Annotated in this window: 12 protein-coding genes and 1 tRNA gene; 3 read left to right on the top strand and 10 right to left on the bottom strand. The window is 58.5% G+C overall.

Features of this window, described 5'->3' with window-relative positions; translation table 11 throughout:
- Positions 1 to 10: 10 nt before the first annotated feature.
- Together NR795_RS16975 and NR795_RS16970 are read right to left on the bottom strand one after the other, a co-directional pair.
- Complete coding sequence (locus NR795_RS16975; protein ID WP_257758823.1) at positions 11 to 1,216, bottom strand: tyrosine-type recombinase/integrase; 1,206 nt, start codon at positions 1,214 to 1,216, stop codon at positions 11 to 13.
- Between the two features lie 147 nt (positions 1,217 to 1,363).
- A tRNA-Sec gene (locus NR795_RS16970) sits at positions 1,364 to 1,458 on the bottom strand.
- A 287-nt stretch (positions 1,459 to 1,745) separates the two neighbouring features.
- Here NR795_RS16970 and NR795_RS16965 point away from each other — a divergent pair.
- Complete coding sequence (locus NR795_RS16965) at positions 1,746 to 3,140, top strand: glycoside-pentoside-hexuronide family transporter (protein WP_257758822.1); 1,395 nt, start codon at positions 1,746 to 1,748, stop codon at positions 3,138 to 3,140.
- A 12-nt stretch (positions 3,141 to 3,152) separates the two neighbouring features.
- On the top strand, positions 3,153 to 5,471 hold the full coding sequence (gene yicI, locus NR795_RS16960) for an alpha-xylosidase (protein ID WP_257758821.1): 2,319 nt from the start codon (positions 3,153 to 3,155) through the stop codon (positions 5,469 to 5,471).
- Between the two features lie 11 nt (positions 5,472 to 5,482).
- Here yicI and NR795_RS16955 read toward each other — a convergent pair whose 3' ends face one another.
- From NR795_RS16955 to gmk, 7 genes are all read right to left on the bottom strand, one after another.
- Positions 5,483 to 7,162 carry an AsmA family protein gene (locus NR795_RS16955; RefSeq protein ID WP_257758820.1) on the bottom strand — a complete coding sequence of 560 codons (1,680 nt, stop codon included), beginning with the start codon at positions 7,160 to 7,162 and terminating at the stop codon, positions 5,483 to 5,485.
- A gap of 120 nt (positions 7,163 to 7,282) precedes the next feature.
- Entirely contained in the window at positions 7,283 to 8,674 is a 1,392-nt protein-coding gene (xanP, locus tag NR795_RS16950) for a xanthine/proton symporter XanP (protein WP_144818374.1), read from the bottom strand.
- A gap of 103 nt (positions 8,675 to 8,777) precedes the next feature.
- Positions 8,778 to 10,859, bottom strand: a complete 2,082-nt coding sequence (gene recG, locus NR795_RS16945; RefSeq protein ID WP_144818377.1) for an ATP-dependent DNA helicase RecG — start codon at positions 10,857 to 10,859, stop codon at positions 8,778 to 8,780.
- A 4-nt stretch (positions 10,860 to 10,863) separates the two neighbouring features.
- Complete coding sequence (gene trmH, locus NR795_RS16940) at positions 10,864 to 11,553, bottom strand: tRNA (guanosine(18)-2'-O)-methyltransferase TrmH (protein WP_144818379.1); 690 nt, start codon at positions 11,551 to 11,553, stop codon at positions 10,864 to 10,866.
- Positions 11,554 to 11,557: 4 nt separating this feature from the next.
- Complete coding sequence (spoT, locus tag NR795_RS16935) at positions 11,558 to 13,666, bottom strand: bifunctional GTP diphosphokinase/guanosine-3',5'-bis pyrophosphate 3'-pyrophosphohydrolase (protein ID WP_042393373.1); 2,109 nt, start codon at positions 13,664 to 13,666, stop codon at positions 11,558 to 11,560.
- A gap of 18 nt (positions 13,667 to 13,684) precedes the next feature.
- Positions 13,685 to 13,960, bottom strand: a complete 276-nt coding sequence (gene rpoZ, locus NR795_RS16930) for a DNA-directed RNA polymerase subunit omega (RefSeq protein WP_144818380.1) — start codon at positions 13,958 to 13,960, stop codon at positions 13,685 to 13,687.
- Between the two features lie 54 nt (positions 13,961 to 14,014).
- Positions 14,015 to 14,638, bottom strand: a complete 624-nt coding sequence (gene gmk, locus NR795_RS16925) for a guanylate kinase (RefSeq protein ID WP_257758819.1) — start codon at positions 14,636 to 14,638, stop codon at positions 14,015 to 14,017.
- A gap of 256 nt (positions 14,639 to 14,894) precedes the next feature.
- On the opposite strand from gmk, the gene ligB reads away from it, so the two are divergent.
- Positions 14,895 to 16,574: an NAD-dependent DNA ligase LigB gene (ligB, locus tag NR795_RS16920; protein WP_257758817.1), complete on the top strand. Its 1,680-nt coding sequence runs from the start codon at positions 14,895 to 14,897 to the stop codon at positions 16,572 to 16,574.
- Between the two features lie 7 nt (positions 16,575 to 16,581).
- On the opposite strand, the gene NR795_RS16915 is transcribed toward ligB, so the two are convergent.
- Positions 16,582 to 17,307 carry a 4'-phosphopantetheinyl transferase gene (locus NR795_RS16915; protein WP_257758816.1) on the bottom strand — a complete coding sequence of 242 codons (726 nt, stop codon included), beginning with the start codon at positions 17,305 to 17,307 and terminating at the stop codon, positions 16,582 to 16,584.
- Positions 17,308 to 17,311: the final 4 nt, after the last annotated feature.

The raw sequence follows: 17,311 nt of genomic DNA, 5'->3' as shown, positions 1-17,311 counted from the left end.
GCCTTATGGTCTAACCCGCTGTTTTAATGAGTAAAAATGAAACTTCTGCCAGAGAGCTAATGTTGTCGGCATACCACTGCATCATCTCCCTACGCCCCTCCAAATACTGCGCATGGTTATAAGTCCCACGTATCGCGTTCTTATCCACATGCGCAAGCTGCGTTTCAATCCACGCTGAGTTAAAGCCTTCTTCATGCAGGATGGTACTCATCGTGTGGCGGAAACCGTGCCCTGTAAGCCTTCCTTTATATCCCAATAACTCAATCACCTGATTAACGCTCTCCTTTGAGATCGGTTTTGTACGATCATTACGTCCGATAAATACCAGCGGATATAGCCCCGTAATAGGCATCAGTGATTCAAAGAGCGCGACAACTTGATCCGACATAGGAACGATATGTGGTCGTTTCATCTTCATGACTTCAGCAGGGATCTCCCAGAGCCGTTTTTCAAAATTAATATCCTCCCAACGGGCAAAACGTAGTTCTTGAGTTCGTACCCCTGTAAGCATGATGATTTGAGTTGCAGTCTTGGTAATAACACTCCCGGAATAGCCTGCAAGATCTCTAAGAAAGTGAGGAAGCTCTTCGGCAGTCAGGAAAGGAAAATGCGTTTTCTTTGGTGTTGCGAGGGCTGTAGCGAGATCGGGGGCAGGATTGTATTCAGCGCGCCCGGTCACGATTGCATGACGGAATACTTCACCGCAGCGCTGTCTGACTTTGCGCATCTTCTCTAACGCGCCTCGTTTTTCCATTCGGCGAAGGGTTTCCAGCAATTCCATAGGTTTAATTTCAGCTATGGGGCGTTTACCTATGTAAGGAAAAATATCCTTTTCAAAAGTATCAATAATTTCATCCCGATAGCGCAATGACCAACGATCGGCTCTCAACTGATGCCATTCACGGGCAATAGCTTCGAATGTATTTTCATAGTTAAGCTTTTGGGCAATTTTCTCTGCTTTCTTTAGTTCGCCGGGATCATTTCCTGCAGACAGTAGCTTTTTCGCAGCATCACGTTTTTCGCGAGCTTGGGCGAAAGAAACCTCGGGATAAACGCCAAAAGCAAGGCGCTTTTCTTTACCTGCGTAGCGATACTTTAAACGCCAGTAACGTGAGCCGTTAGTAGTTACTTCAAGGTAGAGGCCTCCACCATCAGATAGCTTATACGGCTTCTCTTTGGGCTTGGCTGTATCAATTAGTCTGACTGTTAGCTTCATTGGGGGCATCTCAAAATGAGGCTGTAAATCATGCTCACCATTATGCTCCCAGAATTCACTTGATTCTGGTAAAGACAGTAGACCTTGGGAGAACTGCGGGTATTAAAGCGGATTTACTTGAGACAGTGGAGTTCAGGAGAGGCAAACTGGCGGAAGATCACAGGAGTCGAACCTGCCCGGGGCCGCTGGCGGTCCCAACTGGATTTGAAGTCCAGCCGCCTCACCGGAGACGACGATCTTCCGCGCCTGCATTGCTACATGGAGGCGGGCGCATTATAGCTACTTTCCCGCCTTTACACACATCTATTAGCGCTTTTTTCACTGTCCCGTTTCGTTGCCACCCTCCATTTTGGTTAAAACCCCATATTTTCCGTAAGTTACAATCAAGCCCGCCGGTTTAGCCTACCGGGATCACAGAAAACAAGAATCGTAATTTGATAACCAGAAAACGGAATACCCGCGCCAGGAGGGATGGTTTACAACGACTTTAACCGGTCTCAGAACGCTTTGTTACTGAAGGATAAGAGGAATGAACAGTCAGATTATCTCTGTGAAGGAGAAGATAGGCTACGGCATGGGCGACGCCGCCAGCCATATCATCTTCGATAACGTCATGCTGTACATGATGTTTTTCTACACCGACATCTTTGGTATTCCCGCTGGCTTTGTTGGCACCATGTTCCTGCTGGCCCGCGCGCTGGACGCTATCTCCGACCCCTGCATGGGCCTGATTGCCGACCGTACCCGCAGCCGCTGGGGCAAGTTCCGCCCGTGGATTTTGTTCGGCGCTATCCCCTTCGGTGTCGTCTGCGTGCTCGCCTACACCACGCCGGACCTCAGCCATAACGGCAAACTGGTCTACGCCGCCGTGACCTACACGCTGCTAACGCTGCTCTACACCGTGATTAATATCCCCTACTGCGCCCTCGGCGGGGTGATCACCAATGACCCCACTCAACGTATCTCGCTCCAGTCCTGGCGCTTCGTGCTGGCAACGGCGGGCGGCATGCTCTCCACGGTGCTGATGATGCCGCTGGTGCATCTCATCGGCGGGGATGATAAAGCGCTGGGCTTCCAGGGGGGCATCGCGGTGCTGTCGGTGGTGGCGTTCCTGATGCTCGCCTTCTGCTTCTTTACCACCCGCGAACGTATCCAGGTGCCGCCGAGCACCACCCCGATGCGGGAAGACCTGCGCGATATCTGGAACAACGACCAGTGGCGCATCGTCGGTTTCCTGACGCTGCTAAACATCCTCGCGGTCTGCGTGCGCGGCGGGGCGATGATGTACTACGTCACCTGGATCCTCGGCCAGCCGGAGACGTTCGTTGCCTTCCTTACCACCTACTGCGTCGGCAACCTGATCGGCAGCGCGCTGGCGAAGCCGCTTACCGACTGGAAGTGCAAGGTCAGCGTCTTCTGGTGGACCAACGCGGCGCTGGCGGTACTGAGCGTGGCGATGTTCTTTGTGCCGATGAGCGCCAGCCTCACTATGTTTGGTTTTATCTTTGTGATTGGCGTTCTGCATCAGCTGGTAACGCCGATTCAGTGGGTCATGATGTCCGACACCGTCGACTACGGCGAGTGGTGCAACGGTAAACGTCTGACCGGGATCAGCTTCGCCGGCACGCTGTTCGTGCTGAAGCTGGGCCTGGCCCTCGGCGGAGCGATGATCGGCTGGGCGCTGGCGGGCGGCGGCTACGATGCGGCGGCAAAAGCGCAGAACGGCACCACCATCACCATCATTATTGCCCTCTTTACCCTTGTCCCGGCGGTCTGCTATCTGCTGAGCGCCATTATTGCCAAACGCTTCTATACCCTGAAGACCCCTTTCCTGACCGCCATGATGCAGCAGCTCGCCGTCGGCGCACGCCGCAACCAGCAGGAGTTTGACCAGGAATCGATCGGCAAAGAATTAACGCATTAAAAGGAACAGACCATGAAAATCAGTGATGGAAACTGGCTTATTCAACCCGGCCTTAACGTGATCTCTCCCGTGCAGGTCTTTGACGTGGAGCAGCAGGGCAACGAACTGTTGATCCACGCCGCCCCGCGTGACGTCCGTGAGCGGACGTGGCAGCTGGATACGCCACTCTTTACCCTGCGCCTCTTCTCGCCGCAGGAGGGCGTGATCGGCGTGCGGATGGAGCACTTCCAGGGCGCGTTGGATAACGGCCCGCACTACCCGCTGAACCTTCAGTCAGACGTAGAGATCGAGCTGCAAAACAGCGAGGCGTTCGCATCCCTGACCTCCGGCAGTCTCACCGCGCGGGTCACTAAAGGCGAAACCTGGTCGCTGGATTTTCTCCATAACGGGGTGCGGATCACCGGCAGCCAGCTGAAGAACAGCGGTTACGTGCAGGATGCGCATCACGGTAAAAACTACCTTTTCGAGCGACTGGATCTGGGCGTGGGAGAGGCTGTCTATGGCCTGGGCGAGCGCTTTACCGCCCTGGTGCGCAACGGCCAAACGGTGGAGACCTGGAACCGAGACGGCGGCACCAGTACCGAGCAGTCGTACAAGAATATCCCCTTCTACCTCACCAATCGCGGCTACGGCGTGCTGGTGAACCATCCCGAATGCGTCTCCTTTGAGGTGGGATCGGAGAAGGTGTCGAAGGTGCAGTTCAGCGTTGAGGGTGAGGACCTTGAGTACTTCGTGATCGACGGCCCAACGCCGAAAGAGGTGCTTAACCGCTACACGCAGCTCTCCGGCCGCCCGGCGCTGCCGCCTGCATGGTCGTTTGGTCTCTGGCTCACCACCTCGTTTACCACTAACTACGATGAGGCCACGGTAAACAGCTTTATCGACGGCATGGCCGAGCGCAATCTGCCTCTGCACGTCTTCCATTTCGACTGCTTCTGGATGAAAGCCTTCCAGTGGTGCGATTTTGAGTGGGACCCGGTGACCTTCCCGGATCCAGAGGGGATGATCCGCCGCCTGAAGGCGAAAGGGTTGAAAATCTGCGTCTGGATCAATCCTTACATCGGTCAGAAGTCCCCGCGCTTTAAGGAGCTGAAGGAAAAAGGCTACCTGCTCAAACGCCCTGATGGCTCGCTCTGGCAGTGGGACAAGTGGCAGCCGGGGCTGGCTATCTATGACTTTACCAATCCCGAAGCCTGCCGTTGGTACGCCGACGAGCTGAAGAAGCTGGTGGCGATCGGCGTCGACTGCTTCAAGACCGACTTTGGTGAACGGATCCCTACCGACGTACAGTGGTTCGACGGATCCGATCCGCAGAAAATGCACAACCACTATGCCTATATCTACAACGAACTGGTGTGGAACGTGCTGAAAGAGACGGTGGGCGAGCGCGAGGCGGTGCTGTTTGCTCGCTCTGCTTCAGTCGGGGCGCAACAGTTCCCGGTGCACTGGGGCGGCGACTGCTATGCCAACTACGAGTCGATGGCGGAAAGCCTGCGCGGCGGGCTATCGATTGGCCTCTCCGGGTTTGGTTTCTGGAGCCACGACATCGGCGGTTTTGAGAATACTGCCCCGGCGCATGTCTATAAACGCTGGTGCGCGTTCGGGCTGCTCTCCAGCCATAGCCGCCTGCACGGCAGCAAATCCTATCGCGTGCCCTGGGCCTATGACGAAGAGTCCTGCGACGTGGTACGCCACTTTACCCAGCTGAAGTGCCGCATGATGCCCTATCTCTATCGCCAGGCGGCGCTGGCCCGTGAGCAGGGTACCCCGATGCTGCGGGCGATGATGCTGGAGTTCCCGGACGATCTCGCCTGCGACTACCTTGACCGCCAGTATATGCTCGGCGACGCCGTGCTGGTCGCACCGGTCTTCTCCGAGGCGGGTGACGTGCAGTTCTACCTGCCGGAGGGGCGCTGGACGCACCTGTGGCGCAACGATGAGCTACAGGGCAGCCGCTGGCACAGACAGCAGCACGACTTTATGAGCCTGCCGGTCTATGTGCGAAACAACACGCTGCTGGCGCTGGGAAGCAATGACCAGCGGCCGGACTATGCGTGGCATGAGGGCACCACCTTCCAGCTCTTTGCCCTGGAGGAGGGGCATGAGGCCATCTGCGAGGTGCCGGGTAACGACGGCGCGGTGGTGTTTACCCTGAAGGCGACGCGCGAGGGCAATACGCTGCGCGTAGTGGGATCTGGCGAGGCACAGCGCTGGACGCTTTGCCTGCGCAACGTGCAGCAGATTGGCGGCGTGCAAGGCGGCACATCTGCTGGCAGCGAGTGGGGCGTGGTAGTGAGCGCCGAGGGGAGCACGCTCACCATCGAGCTGTAGGCCCGGCAAGCTTACTGCACGATTTCGCCGTTGCGCATCGTCTGAGTAAGCTGCTGCTTCATCACGTTGATCGCTTTCAGCTCGCCGTTCACGGTTGGCTTCAGCGGTGCCTCAGCGTTGACCCTGCCGGTGGCGGTGAGCTGGATATTACCGCCGCCGGAGAGGGGCAGAGCAGGCCAGCCCCACTGCTGCAATATGCTGAGCGGAATGCCGCGCCCGTTGAGGTTAACGTTCACCTGCCGCTCTGGCCCCTGTGAGACGGTGGCGGTGCCTTCCAGCAGACCCTCGCCTGTGAAGGCGCTCAGCTCGCTGATGTTGACCGTACTACGGTCGGCGGCCAGCGCCAGCGAGGGACGACGAACGTCGACGCGGTTAAAGGTCGCGGCGGCGGCGTTGAGCTTGGCGCTGCCACCCCACACGCCCCACTGGCGATCCCGCGCCAGCTGTAGGTTCGCACCGTAGCCATCCAGAGCGGTGATCTGCCACGGGAACGCAGGATCGATGTCGATCACCAGGTTACGGCTGGCGCTAAACCTTTTCAGCGTTACGCTGTTCAGCCAGCTCGGGAGTTGATCCATCCACAGCCGTTTCCAGTTAGCGGGCAGGGTATATTCCAGACCTGCCAGCGCCGTGTCGTCCAGCACCAGCGCTTTGCCGTCCCGCAGCCAGTTGCCCGAGGTACGCACCATGCCACCCTCCCAGCGGGAGGTGAACTGGCGCAGCGCCATGCCTTGCGGAGAGAATTCGGCGTTAAAAATCGGATCGAAGAGGTGCAGCGAACCAAAGATAAACTCGCTGGCGTTCATCGAGAGTCGGCCATCCTCGCTCTGCCAGTCGCCCCGCGTCAGGGTCAGGCCGCGAGCGCTGAGGTCGAGATCGGTCACTGCCCAGTCCGGTCCCTGCAGGCGGGCATCGGTGACTTCAAGGCGGCCAATCTGCAGCGAGGGCAGGGTAGTCAGCGGGGCGAAGAAATCGGTCAGGGATTTATCGCTCTGTAGACGAATGTCGTTCAGGCGCAGGCTATCGACAATCCAGCCCCCGTCGGCGGTGCGGCGGGCCGTACCGGTGAGCGATCCACGCGCCATATCTGCGCCAATAGTGCTTAGGGTCACGTCGCTATTATCAATACTGCCCTGAATCAGCACGTTGCTGACGGGGACGCCGTTCAGCGTCATCGAGCCAGCGCTGAACTGGATCTGTGCTTTGCTGCCCATCACGTTGCCCGCTATCGGCTCCCAGGGGGTAATACCACCGGTTACCCGCTGGGCGCTAAGATCCCAGCCGGTGGCCGGACTGTTAAAGGCCATATCGCTCAGCTGCAGGCGGTCGGCCTTGAGCGGCAGCGGCGCGGTGGCGGGCGAGAGGTTGAGCGTTCCCTCCTGGAGCAAAATAGTGTCCGCGTGCAGCGGATCGGTGAACTGGCGGCTGCTAAAGCCGATGTCCACGCTCTTCGCTTCCAGCGTCGCGGGCTGACCTTTACGACCAAAGTTGACGTTCTTGAGCAGCAGATGGGAAGGCGAGGAGAAGCGGTGATCGGCGGCGTCAAAGGCGAGGTGATAGTCGGTGTTACTGCTAACCCATTTACCAACCTGCGTTGCACCCCAGCGCGTCTGAACCAGAAAATAGCAGGCCACAATCGCCAGCAGCAGGGCGATCGCGATGTAGAGCAGCATTTTTCCAATCAGTTTCATGGTCTTCCTTCCCGATGAGCATACAAGGAGTTTATGCACGATTTGTGCGCAATGCTCAAGGAAGGAATGGTGAGACAGTGTTACGGCGGCAGCGGGTGAATACCGCTGCCGCGAGGGGGGTCAGTTCTTCTCTGGCGGGAAGACGAGGTTCAGCACGATAGCGGTGATACCGCCCGCGGCGATGCCGGAGGAGAGCAGGTTTTTCAGCCAGTCAGGCGCAAACTGCAGGATCAGCGGCTGCTGGGAAACACCAAGGCCCACGGCCAGCGAGAGGGCGATAATCATAATCGCACGGCGGTTCAGCGGCTCGCGGGAGACGATACGCACCCCGGAGGCGGCGATAGTGCCGAACATCACCAGGGTAGCGCCGCCGAGCACCGGCTCAGGAATGTGCTGGACGAAGCCACTCACTGCCGGGAACAGGCCGAGCACGATCAGCATCAGCGCCACGATAAACCCGACGTAGCGGCTGGCGACGCCGGTCAGTTGGATCACGCCGTTGTTCTGGCCGAAGCAGGAGTTCGGGAAGGTATTGAACACCGCCGAAACAAAGGAGTTCAGGCCGTTAGCCAGCACGCCGCCCTTCAGGCGCTTCATATAGAGCGGACCGGAGACCGGCTGCTCAGAGACGTCGGAGGTGGCGGTGATATCGCCAATGGTCTCGAGGGAGGTGATCATAAATACCAGCATCAGCGGCAGGAGCAGACTCCAGTCAATGCCCAGACCGTAGTAGAGCGGGGTCGGGACCATGATCAGGTCGCTGCTGGTCGGGGCGCTGTTCTGCGGCAGCATGCCCATCCACCAGGCCAGCAGATAGCCTACTGCCATGGCGATCACCAGCGAGGCCACGCGCAGGTAAGGATTACGCTGGCGGTTCAGCAGGATAATCACTGCCAGCACCACGCCTGCCAGCAGCAGATTTTTCGGTGCGCCGAAGGTGTGATCCGCCATCGCGCCGTAGCCGCCACCGATAGAGGTCAGGCCAACCTGAATCAGCGACAGGCCGATAATCATGACCACCACGCCGGAGACCAGCGGGGTGATCACCCGGCGGGCCAGGTGCAGCACGCGGGAGATGACCATCTCGGTGCAGCTCGCCAGCATCAGGGTGCCAAACAGCGCCGCCATCATCGTCGGGACGTCCGCGCCGCCGGTTTTCAACGCTGTGCCGCCCATGATCAGCGGGGCAACAAAGTTAAAGCTGGTGCCCTGAATGGAGAGCAGACCTGAGCCCACCGGACCCCAGGCTTTAATCTGGATAATCGAGGCGACGCCGGAGGCGAACAGCGACATGCTGATGATGTGCTGCGTATCCTGCGCGGGCAGGCCGAGGGCCTGGCAGATCAGCAGTGCCGGAGTAATGACCGCAACAAACATCGCCAGCAGGTGCTGGCAGGCGGCAAAAAGGGTTTGCGCCAGCGGCGGACGATCTTCCAGACGGTAGATCAGTTCGCTATTGTGTGGCTGCGCAACCGGTTGCGCATTTTCAGACTCGACGGTGTTAACGGACATCTCAGGCAATTCCACGGTGGAAAAGCGGGCATTTTAGCTGAGCAACCCATAAAAGCAAACGATTGCATTTATAAATTTTACAAGGTGTATCTGATAGGCGTTATCAGGCGTTGGAATAACGCTCGGTTTCCGGCATCCAGCGCTCAATCAGCGCTGCGGCCTGCTCCGGGTAGCGTTCGTGAATATGCCGGGCAAGGCGCTGTACTTCGGGGATCATCGCCCGGTCACGCAGCAGATCGGCGACCTTAAACTCGGCGTTACCGGTCTGACGGGTTCCCAGCAGCTCGCCTGGGCCGCGGATCTCCAGATCTTTTTGCGCAATTACAAAGCCGTCGTTGCTGTCGCGCAGCACCTGCAAACGCATTTGCGCCGTTTTGGAGAGCGGGGATTTGTAGAGCAGCACGCAGTGGGAGGCAACCGCACCACGGCCCACGCGGCCCCGCAGCTGGTGGAGTTGCGCAAGGCCCAGACGCTCCGGGTTCTCGATGATCATCAGGCTGGCGTTGGGTACGTCCACGCCCACTTCAATCACTGTGGTCGCCACCAGCAGATGCAGCTCGCCCTGCTTGAACGCCTGCATCACCGCCTGCTTCTCGGCGGGCTTCATGCGACCATGGACCAGGCCAACGTTCAGCTCTGGCAGAGCCAGCTTCAGCTCCTCCCACGTTGCTTCGGCGGCCTGGGCCTCCAGCAGATCGGACTCTTCAATCAGCGTGCAGACCCAATAGGCCTGGCGGCCTTCATTGGTGCAGGCATGGCGCACGCGCTCGATAATCTCGCTGCGCCGCGTATCGGCAATCGCCACGGTAGTGACCGGGGTACGCCCCGGCGGCAGCTCGTCGATGGTAGAGGTATCGAGATCGGCATAGGCGGTCATCGCCAGGGTTCGGGGAATAGGGGTGGCAGTCATGATCAGCTGGTGAGGATGAAAGCCCTGCTGCTGACCCTTCTCCCGCAGCGCCAGCCGCTGGTGGACGCCAAAGCGGTGCTGCTCATCGATGATCACCAGCGCCAGGCCGTTAAACTGTACCTGCTCCTGGAAAATGGCATGCGTGCCGACCACCATCTGCACCTGGCCGCTGGCAATCGCCTCCTGCTGTGCAAGACGAGCCTTACCCTTCTGCTTGCCCGCCAGCCAGCCTACCTGAATGCCCAGTGGCTCAAACCAGCTGCGGAAGTTGTTGGCGTGCTGCTCAGCCAGCAGCTCGGTGGGTGCCATCAGCCCTACCTGCTTGCCGTTGGCAATGGCGCGCAGCGCGGCCAGAGCGGCCACCAGCGTTTTGCCCGAACCCACGTCGCCCTGCACCAGGCGCATCATCGGAATATCCAGCGCCATATCGTGCTCGATCTCTGCTGTAACCCGCGCCTGGGCGGCAGTGGGCTTAAACGGCAGCGCCGCCAGCAGCTGGTTTTTTAACGTGTCGTTGGCCTTCAGGGACTGGGCGTGGAACCGCTGCGCCCCGGCGCGTAATGCCAGCATGCTGAGATTATGCGCCAGCAGCTCTTCAAGGATCAGGCGGCGCTGGGCAGGATGCTGGCCAAGCTCTAAATCGGCCAGCTGTAAGGTCGGCGGCGGACGATGCAGCGTGCGCAGCGCCTCCGGCAGGCTCATCATCCCCTGCGCCAGCTCAGGCGGCAGCAGCTCTGCAATGGCGCAGGTGTCGAGCAGATCCAACGCCTGGTCGGTCAGCTTACGCAGCGTTCCTTGCTTGATACCTTCGGTAGTCGGATAGACCGGGGTGAGGGTCTCCTGCATCTCCGGAGTGCTGAGATCGCCCTGAATGCGGTACTCGGGGTGGATCATCTCCGCGCCGTATTTGCCGCGCTTCGCCTCACCATAGGCCAGCACGCGGCGGCCTGGAGAGAGGCTATTTTTCATCGCCGCGTTGAAGTTGAAAAAGCGCATCGTCAGGATGCCGCTGCCGTCGCTGATCTGGCAGGTCATCATCCGACGGCCGCCGAAGGTCACGTTGCTATTAAGCACTTCACCTTCGACCGTGGCATACACGCCCGGCAGCAGGTCAGCGATGGGATAGAGATGGGTACGATCTTCGTAGCGCAGCGGCAGATGCAGGAGCAGATCCTGGACGTTCACTAAACCGATTTTGGCCAGCTTGCTGCTTTGTGCCGCGCCAACGCCGGTGAGAGAGCTGAGCGGGACAGCATCGAGCAGTTTGCCTTGCATAATCTTACCTTGCTGCCTGCATGGTGGACCACCACGCGTCGTCGGCTTCGATTTCGCCATCCGCGTTGAGGTCGGGATAGGGCAGCCCTTTCTGCTTCGCTACGCGGGCAAGCACGGGGTAACTGCCTTCAAACAGCAGTCGATGCTGGTCGTCATAATCTATGGTGCTGGTATCGCGAGCGTACATCCCGGCGTTCTGCCGCTGGCGCTGCGCCTCATAGAGGATCAGCGCGGAGGCGACCGAGACGTTAAGTGACTGCACCATACCGATCATCGGAATGATAATGTCCTGGTCCGCCAGGTCCAGCGCCTCCTGGGTGATACCGGTCTTCTCCTGCCCCATCAGAATACAGGTAGGGCGGGTATAGTCGATATCACGGAAATCTACGGATTTTTCAGAGAGATGGGTAGCCAGCACCTGCATCCCCTGGCCTTTCAGATGCCCGACGGCATCGGCAATGGTGCGGTGCGTTTTAACCTGTACCCAGCTGTTACTTCCCGCAGCGGAGGAGGCCATGATGCGCATCCGGTTTTCAGGCCAGACGGCGTGGACTTCATGCACGCCGACGGCATCGGCGGTGCGAATGATTGCCGAAACGTTATGCGGCTTATGGACCTGTTCCATGCAGACGGTCAGATCAGGCTGGCGCCTGGCGAGCATCTCACGTATACGCGCATAACGTTTCAGAGTCATAGGGCTAGTTTCGGTTACGGGTGACCTTGATCACGTCCGGCAGCACGCGGATTTTGCGCATGATATTCGCCAGGTGCACGCGGTCGCGGCAGGTCAGGCGGATAAAGGCGCTATAGACGCGACCATCTTTCTCTTCCGTATTCAGGCTTTGAATATTGGAAGAGGCCGTGTTGATTGCCGCCGTCAGGTTTGCCAGCGCGCCCTGATGGTTGAACATATCCACCTTGATCTCGGTGATAAACTCCTGCGCCGTCTCTTTATCCCACTCAACCGCCATAAACTTCTCAGGCTCTTTCTGATAGCCACGGATGTTACGGCAGGACTCATGGTGGATCACCAGCCCTTTACCCGGGCTGACGTGCGCAATAATCGGGTCGCCGGGGATCGGACGGCAGCATTTCGCAAAGGTGATCAGCACCCCGTCCGCGCCCTTAATCGGCAGATGACCATGGCTCGGCGTGGTAGACACAGCGGAGGCTTCGCCCTGCTGTAGATTTTTCGCCACCACCACGCTCATGGCATTGCCGAGGCCAATCTCCGCCAGCAGATCGTCAAGGGAGACAAGCTTCATGCGTACCAGCTCGCGCTGGATATTCTCAGACGGGATCTCCGCCAGCTTGCGGCTACCGCCGAGGGCGTGATTCAGCAGACGACGGCCCAGGCTAACCGAGTCATCGCGCTTGAGGTTTTTCAGCATCTGGCGGATTTTGGCGCGCGCTTTCGAGCTCACGACAAAGTTAAGCCAGGCGGCGTTCGGGCGTGCACCCGGTGCGGTAATAATCTCTACCGTCTGGCCACTCGCCAGCGGCTGCGACAGCGGGTAGGGCTGCCGATCGACACGTGCGCCTACGCAGGCGTGGCCGATATCGGTATGTACCGCATAGGCGAAGTCGACCGGCGTCGCACCGGCAGGCAGCTCAACGATGCGCCCTTCCGGTGTGAAAACGTAAATCTCATCCGGGAAAAGATCGGATTTAACGCTTTCGATAAATTCAAAGGAGCTACCTGCGCTCTGCTGGAGCTCAAGCAGGCTCTGCATCCAGCGCTGGGCGCGGATCTGTGCGGTGGTGCTGCTCTCGCCGTGCTCTTTATAAGCCCAGTGTGCCGCAACCCCCATCTCCGCCATCTGGTCCATATCTTCAGTACGGATCTGCACCTCAACCGGCACGCCGTGCGGGCCAATCATAGAGGTGTGCAGAGACTGATAGCCGTTCGCTTTCGGAATGGCGATATAGTCCTTCATGCGTCCTGGACGCGGCTTGTAGAGGCTGTGCATCTGACCCAGCACGCGATAGCAGGTGTCGAGATCCTCAACAATCACCCGGAACGCATAGATGTCCATGATCGAGTGAAAACGCTGCTCTTTCAGCACCATCTTGCAGTAGATGGAGTAGAGATGCTTCTCGCGACCGCTCACGCGGCAGGGGATACCCGCCTCCTGCAAACGCCCTTCGATCTCCGAGAGGATTTTTTGAATCATCTCTTTACGGTTGCCGCGCGCGGCCTTCACCACCTCTTTAATCACGCGGTAGCGGTTCGGGTGCAGCGCTTCAAAGCCCAGCTCTTCCAGCTCGGTTTTGATATGGTGGATACCTAAGCGGTGCGCCAGCGGGCTGTAGATTTCGAGGGTTTCACGGGCGATGCGGCGACGCTTGTCCGGGCGTAGTGAGCCCAGGGTGCGCATGTTATGGGTGCGGTCAGCAAGCTTGATGAGAATGACGCGGATATCCTGCACCATCGCCATGATCATCTTACGAAAGTTTTCGGCCTGCGCCTCTTTCTTATCGCGGAAATTCAGCTTATCAAGCTTTGAGACCCCTTCCACCAGCTCGGCCACGGTTTTGCCAAACAGCTGCTCCATGTCCTGATAGGTGGCGGGGGTATCTTCAATTACGTCATGCAGCAGCGCGGCCATCAGCGTTTCGTGGTCGAGTTTCATCTCGGCCAGAATACAGGCCACCGCTACCGGGTGCGTAATGTAGGGTTCACCGCTTGAACGTGTTTGGCCCTCGTGAGCGTCACGTGCAACGAGATACGCCTGCTGGAGACGTTTGATCTGGTCTTCCGGCAGGTAGGTGCGAATCAGTTGATTCAGGCTTTCAAACAGATACAAGGGTGACCTGCAGCGTTATTAACGACGACCTTCAGCAATAGCGGTGACGGCCTGTAACTCAGCGGCTTCCTGCTCTTGCTGCTCCTGGCGCTCACGTACGTCGAGGATCTGGTTGGTGATCAGACCTTCTTCGATTTCGCGCAGCGCGATAACGGTAGTTTTATCGTTCTCTTCCGCTACCAGCGGATCTTTACCGCCAACCTGCATCTGACGAGCGCGACGCGCGGCCACCAGTACCAGGTCAAAACGGTTACCAATTTTCTCTACAGCGTCCTGAACAGTTACGCGTGCCATACTTAAAGTGCTCCACAGATGAAGAAATGACTGGGCATAATACTTAAACCCGGTTCAATCTGCCAATAGTTTGCTGATTAAAGCGTCATGTCGCTGCATTTGGCGGCCCATGCGCAGACGTTCAGCACGGATGATAGTCTTCATATCGCTGATAGCGGTATCAAAATCATCGTTCACAACCAGATAATCATATTCGGCGTAATGGCTCATTTCTGCAACTGCCTGGGCCATACGCTTGGCAATCACCTCTTCGCTATCCTGGCCGCGGCCACGCAGGCGGCGATCCAGCTCCAGCTTCGACGGCGGCAATACAAAGATGCTGCGCGCCTGAGGCATTTTTGCGCGGATCTGCTGCGCGCCCTGCCAGTCGATATCGAGGAAGACGTCTACGCCTGTAGAGAGCACCTGCTCAATGGCGACCCGGGACGTACCGTAGTAATTGCCAAATACTTCCGCATGCTCAAGGAACGCATCGTTGCCAATCATGGTTTTGAACTCGTCATGATCTACAAAGAAGTAGTGTTCACCGTGCACTTCACCGGGACGCGGCGCGCGCGTGGTATGTGAAACAGAAACCTGGGTGTCGTACAACGGTTGGGTCTTTAACAAAGCCTGAATGAGGCTTGATTTGCCCGCGCCGCTAGGGGCGGAAACGATATAGAGCGTGCCTTGAGCCATGAGTATCTTTATATGTAATGAACGAACGGAAATGTCTACATACGTGCCTATTATACACGTCGGTACCCTTTAACGTAGTTTTTGTCACATTTTCCCACGAGATTATTGCATTTTGCGCACTCTCTTCCTGATTCATCTCTCGTTTGCAGCAACGTTTTAAAAAGCGCTGAAGCCGCCTCGCAGCCTGCTGTTTTGCTCTTCGCCAGCCGGTTCGCTACGCGGTATACCGTGCTGGTCGAGGCAAGGGAGAAAGAGTATGTGGAAACGTAGAGGATTGGCGCTCGGCTTAACGCTCTGGAGCTGCTATAGCACGGCGGCCTGTCCGTCCTGGTCGCCCTTTCGGGCGCAGCTGGAGATCGCCCGGCTCCAGCGACAGGTTACCCAGTGGAACCTGGCGTACTGGCAGGAGGGGAGCAGCGGCGTGAGCGATGCGGTGTACGATCGTCTCAGCGATCGGCTGGCACAGTGGCAGCGCTGCTTTATATCCCAGCCGCTGCCCGACGTCTCAGCGCCGCCCGTGGGCGGTACGGTGCCGCATCCGGTGATGCATACCGGGGTGCGCAAGCTGGCGGACAAATATGCCCTCAAGCGCTGGATGGGCGACCGCCGTGATCTTTGGGTACAGCCTAAGGTTGATGGCGTGGCGGTGACGCTGGTCTACCGCAATGGGCGGCTAGCAGAAGCCATCAGCCGTGGCGATGGCCGTAAGGGGGAGTCGTGGACCGAGAAAGTGCGCCTTATTCCTTCCCTGCCTCAACGGATTGCCGGGCCGCTGGCAAACAGCGTTCTGCAAGGGGAGATTTACCTGGCGCGTGATGGACATATCCAGCAGCGGATGGGGGGAATCAACGCCCGCGCGAAGGTAGCGGGTGCCCTGATGCAGCGAGAGAACTCGCCTCTTTTGAATGAACTGGCGCTCTTTATCTGGGCCTGGCCGGACGGCCCTGCTGCGATGGAGCAGCGCCTGAAGCTGCTGAGCGAAGCCGGGTTTAACACCAGCGCGCGTTTCAGCCTGCCGGTGAAAAACGCAGATGAGGTCGAGACGATCCGCGCCCGCTGGTTCACCTCGCCGCTACCCTTTGCCACCGACGGGGTTGTGATCCGCGCGGCGAAAGAGCCGGAGGGCAGGCGCTGGCGACCCGGCGAAGGTGAGTGGGTTATGGCCTGGAAATACCCGCCCGTAGAGGAGGTTGCCGAGGTAACCAATATCCGCTTTGCTACCGGACGCAGCGGCAAGATCGCCGTGGTGGCGGAGCTTGAGCCGATACAGCTGGATGACAAAACGGTGCGTCGGGTAAGCCTTGGCTCTGTTCGCCGCTGGCAAGAGCTGGACATCGCGCCGGGCGATCAGGTCCAGGTCAGCCTGGCGGGTCAGGGTATTCCGCGCATCGATCGAGTGATATGGCGTAGCCTGGCGCGTGACAAACCCGAGCCGCCGCCCGCGTATTTCAATTCGCTTACCTGCTTTTATGCTGCACCCGATTGTCAGGCGCAATTTTTCGCCAGGCTGGTATGGCTTAGCTCAAAGCCGGTGCTGGATATTACAGGCATGGGCAACGCGGGCTGGCGGCTCCTGCATCAGGCGCATCGCTTTGAGCATATCTTCTCCTGGCTGGCTCTGACCCGACAGCAGCTAGAGAACACGCCGGGATTGAGTGCAGCCAGAGGGCGGCAGATCTGGCATCAGTTCAACCTGGCCCGTGAGCGACCATTTATCCGCTGGGTGATGGCGTTGGGTCTGCCGCTCACTCAGGCCGCGCTGCGGCTCTCAGGTGATAGTAGCTGGTCGCAGTTTACCGGGCGCAATGAGCTTAGCTGGCAGCAGTTGCCGGGCGTTGGTGTGGAGAAGGCGCGGCAGCTGGTTACCTTCATGCATCATCCGCTAGTGCAGAGCCTCAGCGCATGGCTGGCGAAGCAGGGGATAAGGGGGTTTTAAAACAAAACTAGCCGATGCAGGTGATGACCGCGTCGTTGAGAAACATATAGCTGCCGCTAAAGGCGGTTCCACATTTTAGCTTTGGCGTTAAGGTCTCGGTGAGGGTCAGAGTAAAGCGCTGCTCTGCTTCATCGACGTGGGTGACCTTTGCCGCCTGGAAATCAAAGTAGCGCCTCACTTCAGGCCACTGGGATTTATACAGGCTCTCCTTAGCTGAAAAGAGCGTTAGCAGCGCCTGCGGATAGGGCAGGGATAACGAGGACAATAGCTGCTGTTCGTCTGACGAGGCGAACATGTCTGCCGTCTCCAGCATCACCTCGGGCTGCCACTGCTCAATGTCGATACCCGGCATAAGTCCCGCTGATTCAGGGGCGATAACAACCAGGGCATACTTATCGCTGTGGGAGATACTGCCCCGCCAGCCAGCTGGCCACTGGGGAACGCGCTCATGGGTGCCAATAATCGTTGAGTTGGCCTGCGCCTGCGCGAGCAGCACCTGCCCGCAGTAGCGGCTCGCCAGATATTCAGCTCTGCGCTTCGCCACCGCATTATTTAGCGCATCTGGGAACGGCTGCGAGAAACGCTGAAACAGCGCGTCGCTGTAGTGCGCACGATCATACTCAACGAGGCAGTAGGTGAGGGCAGGGAGATGGCGGATAGAGCCGGACTCCGCACGTAAGATAAAGGGCGGGGCGTCGAAGGTGCGGGTGGGGCAGAGTAGGGTAGTTGTCATGGGT

Source organism: Pseudescherichia sp. L3, assembly GCF_024656065.1.
Lineage (GTDB): Bacteria > Pseudomonadota > Gammaproteobacteria > Enterobacterales > Enterobacteriaceae > Pseudescherichia.
The sequence above is the reverse complement of the archived record's forward strand: the minus strand, read 5'-3'. Positions and strand labels throughout refer to the sequence as shown.

Excerpts from the sequence above, each read along its gene's own strand:
- NR795_RS16975 (WP_257758823.1), bottom strand. The coding sequence starts at position 1,216 with ATGAAGCTAACAGTCAGACTAATTGATACAGCCAAGCCCAAAGAGAAG.
- NR795_RS16965 (WP_257758822.1), top strand. The coding sequence starts at position 1,746 with ATGAACAGTCAGATTATCTCTGTGAAGGAGAAGATAGGCTACGGCATG.
- yicI (WP_257758821.1), top strand. The coding sequence starts at position 3,153 with ATGAAAATCAGTGATGGAAACTGGCTTATTCAACCCGGCCTTAACGTG.
- NR795_RS16955 (WP_257758820.1), bottom strand. The coding sequence starts at position 7,162 with ATGAAACTGATTGGAAAAATGCTGCTCTACATCGCGATCGCCCTGCTG.
- xanP (WP_144818374.1), bottom strand. The coding sequence starts at position 8,674 with ATGTCCGTTAACACCGTCGAGTCTGAAAATGCGCAACCGGTTGCGCAG.
- recG (WP_144818377.1), bottom strand. The coding sequence starts at position 10,859 with ATGCAAGGCAAACTGCTCGATGCTGTCCCGCTCAGCTCTCTCACCGGC.
- trmH (WP_144818379.1), bottom strand. The coding sequence starts at position 11,553 with ATGACTCTGAAACGTTATGCGCGTATACGTGAGATGCTCGCCAGGCGC.
- rpoZ (WP_144818380.1), bottom strand. The coding sequence starts at position 13,960 with ATGGCACGCGTAACTGTTCAGGACGCTGTAGAGAAAATTGGTAACCGT.
- gmk (WP_257758819.1), bottom strand. The coding sequence starts at position 14,638 with ATGGCTCAAGGCACGCTCTATATCGTTTCCGCCCCTAGCGGCGCGGGC.
- ligB (WP_257758817.1), top strand. The coding sequence starts at position 14,895 with ATGTGGAAACGTAGAGGATTGGCGCTCGGCTTAACGCTCTGGAGCTGC.
- NR795_RS16915 (WP_257758816.1), bottom strand. The coding sequence starts at position 17,307 with ATGACAACTACCCTACTCTGCCCCACCCGCACCTTCGACGCCCCGCCC.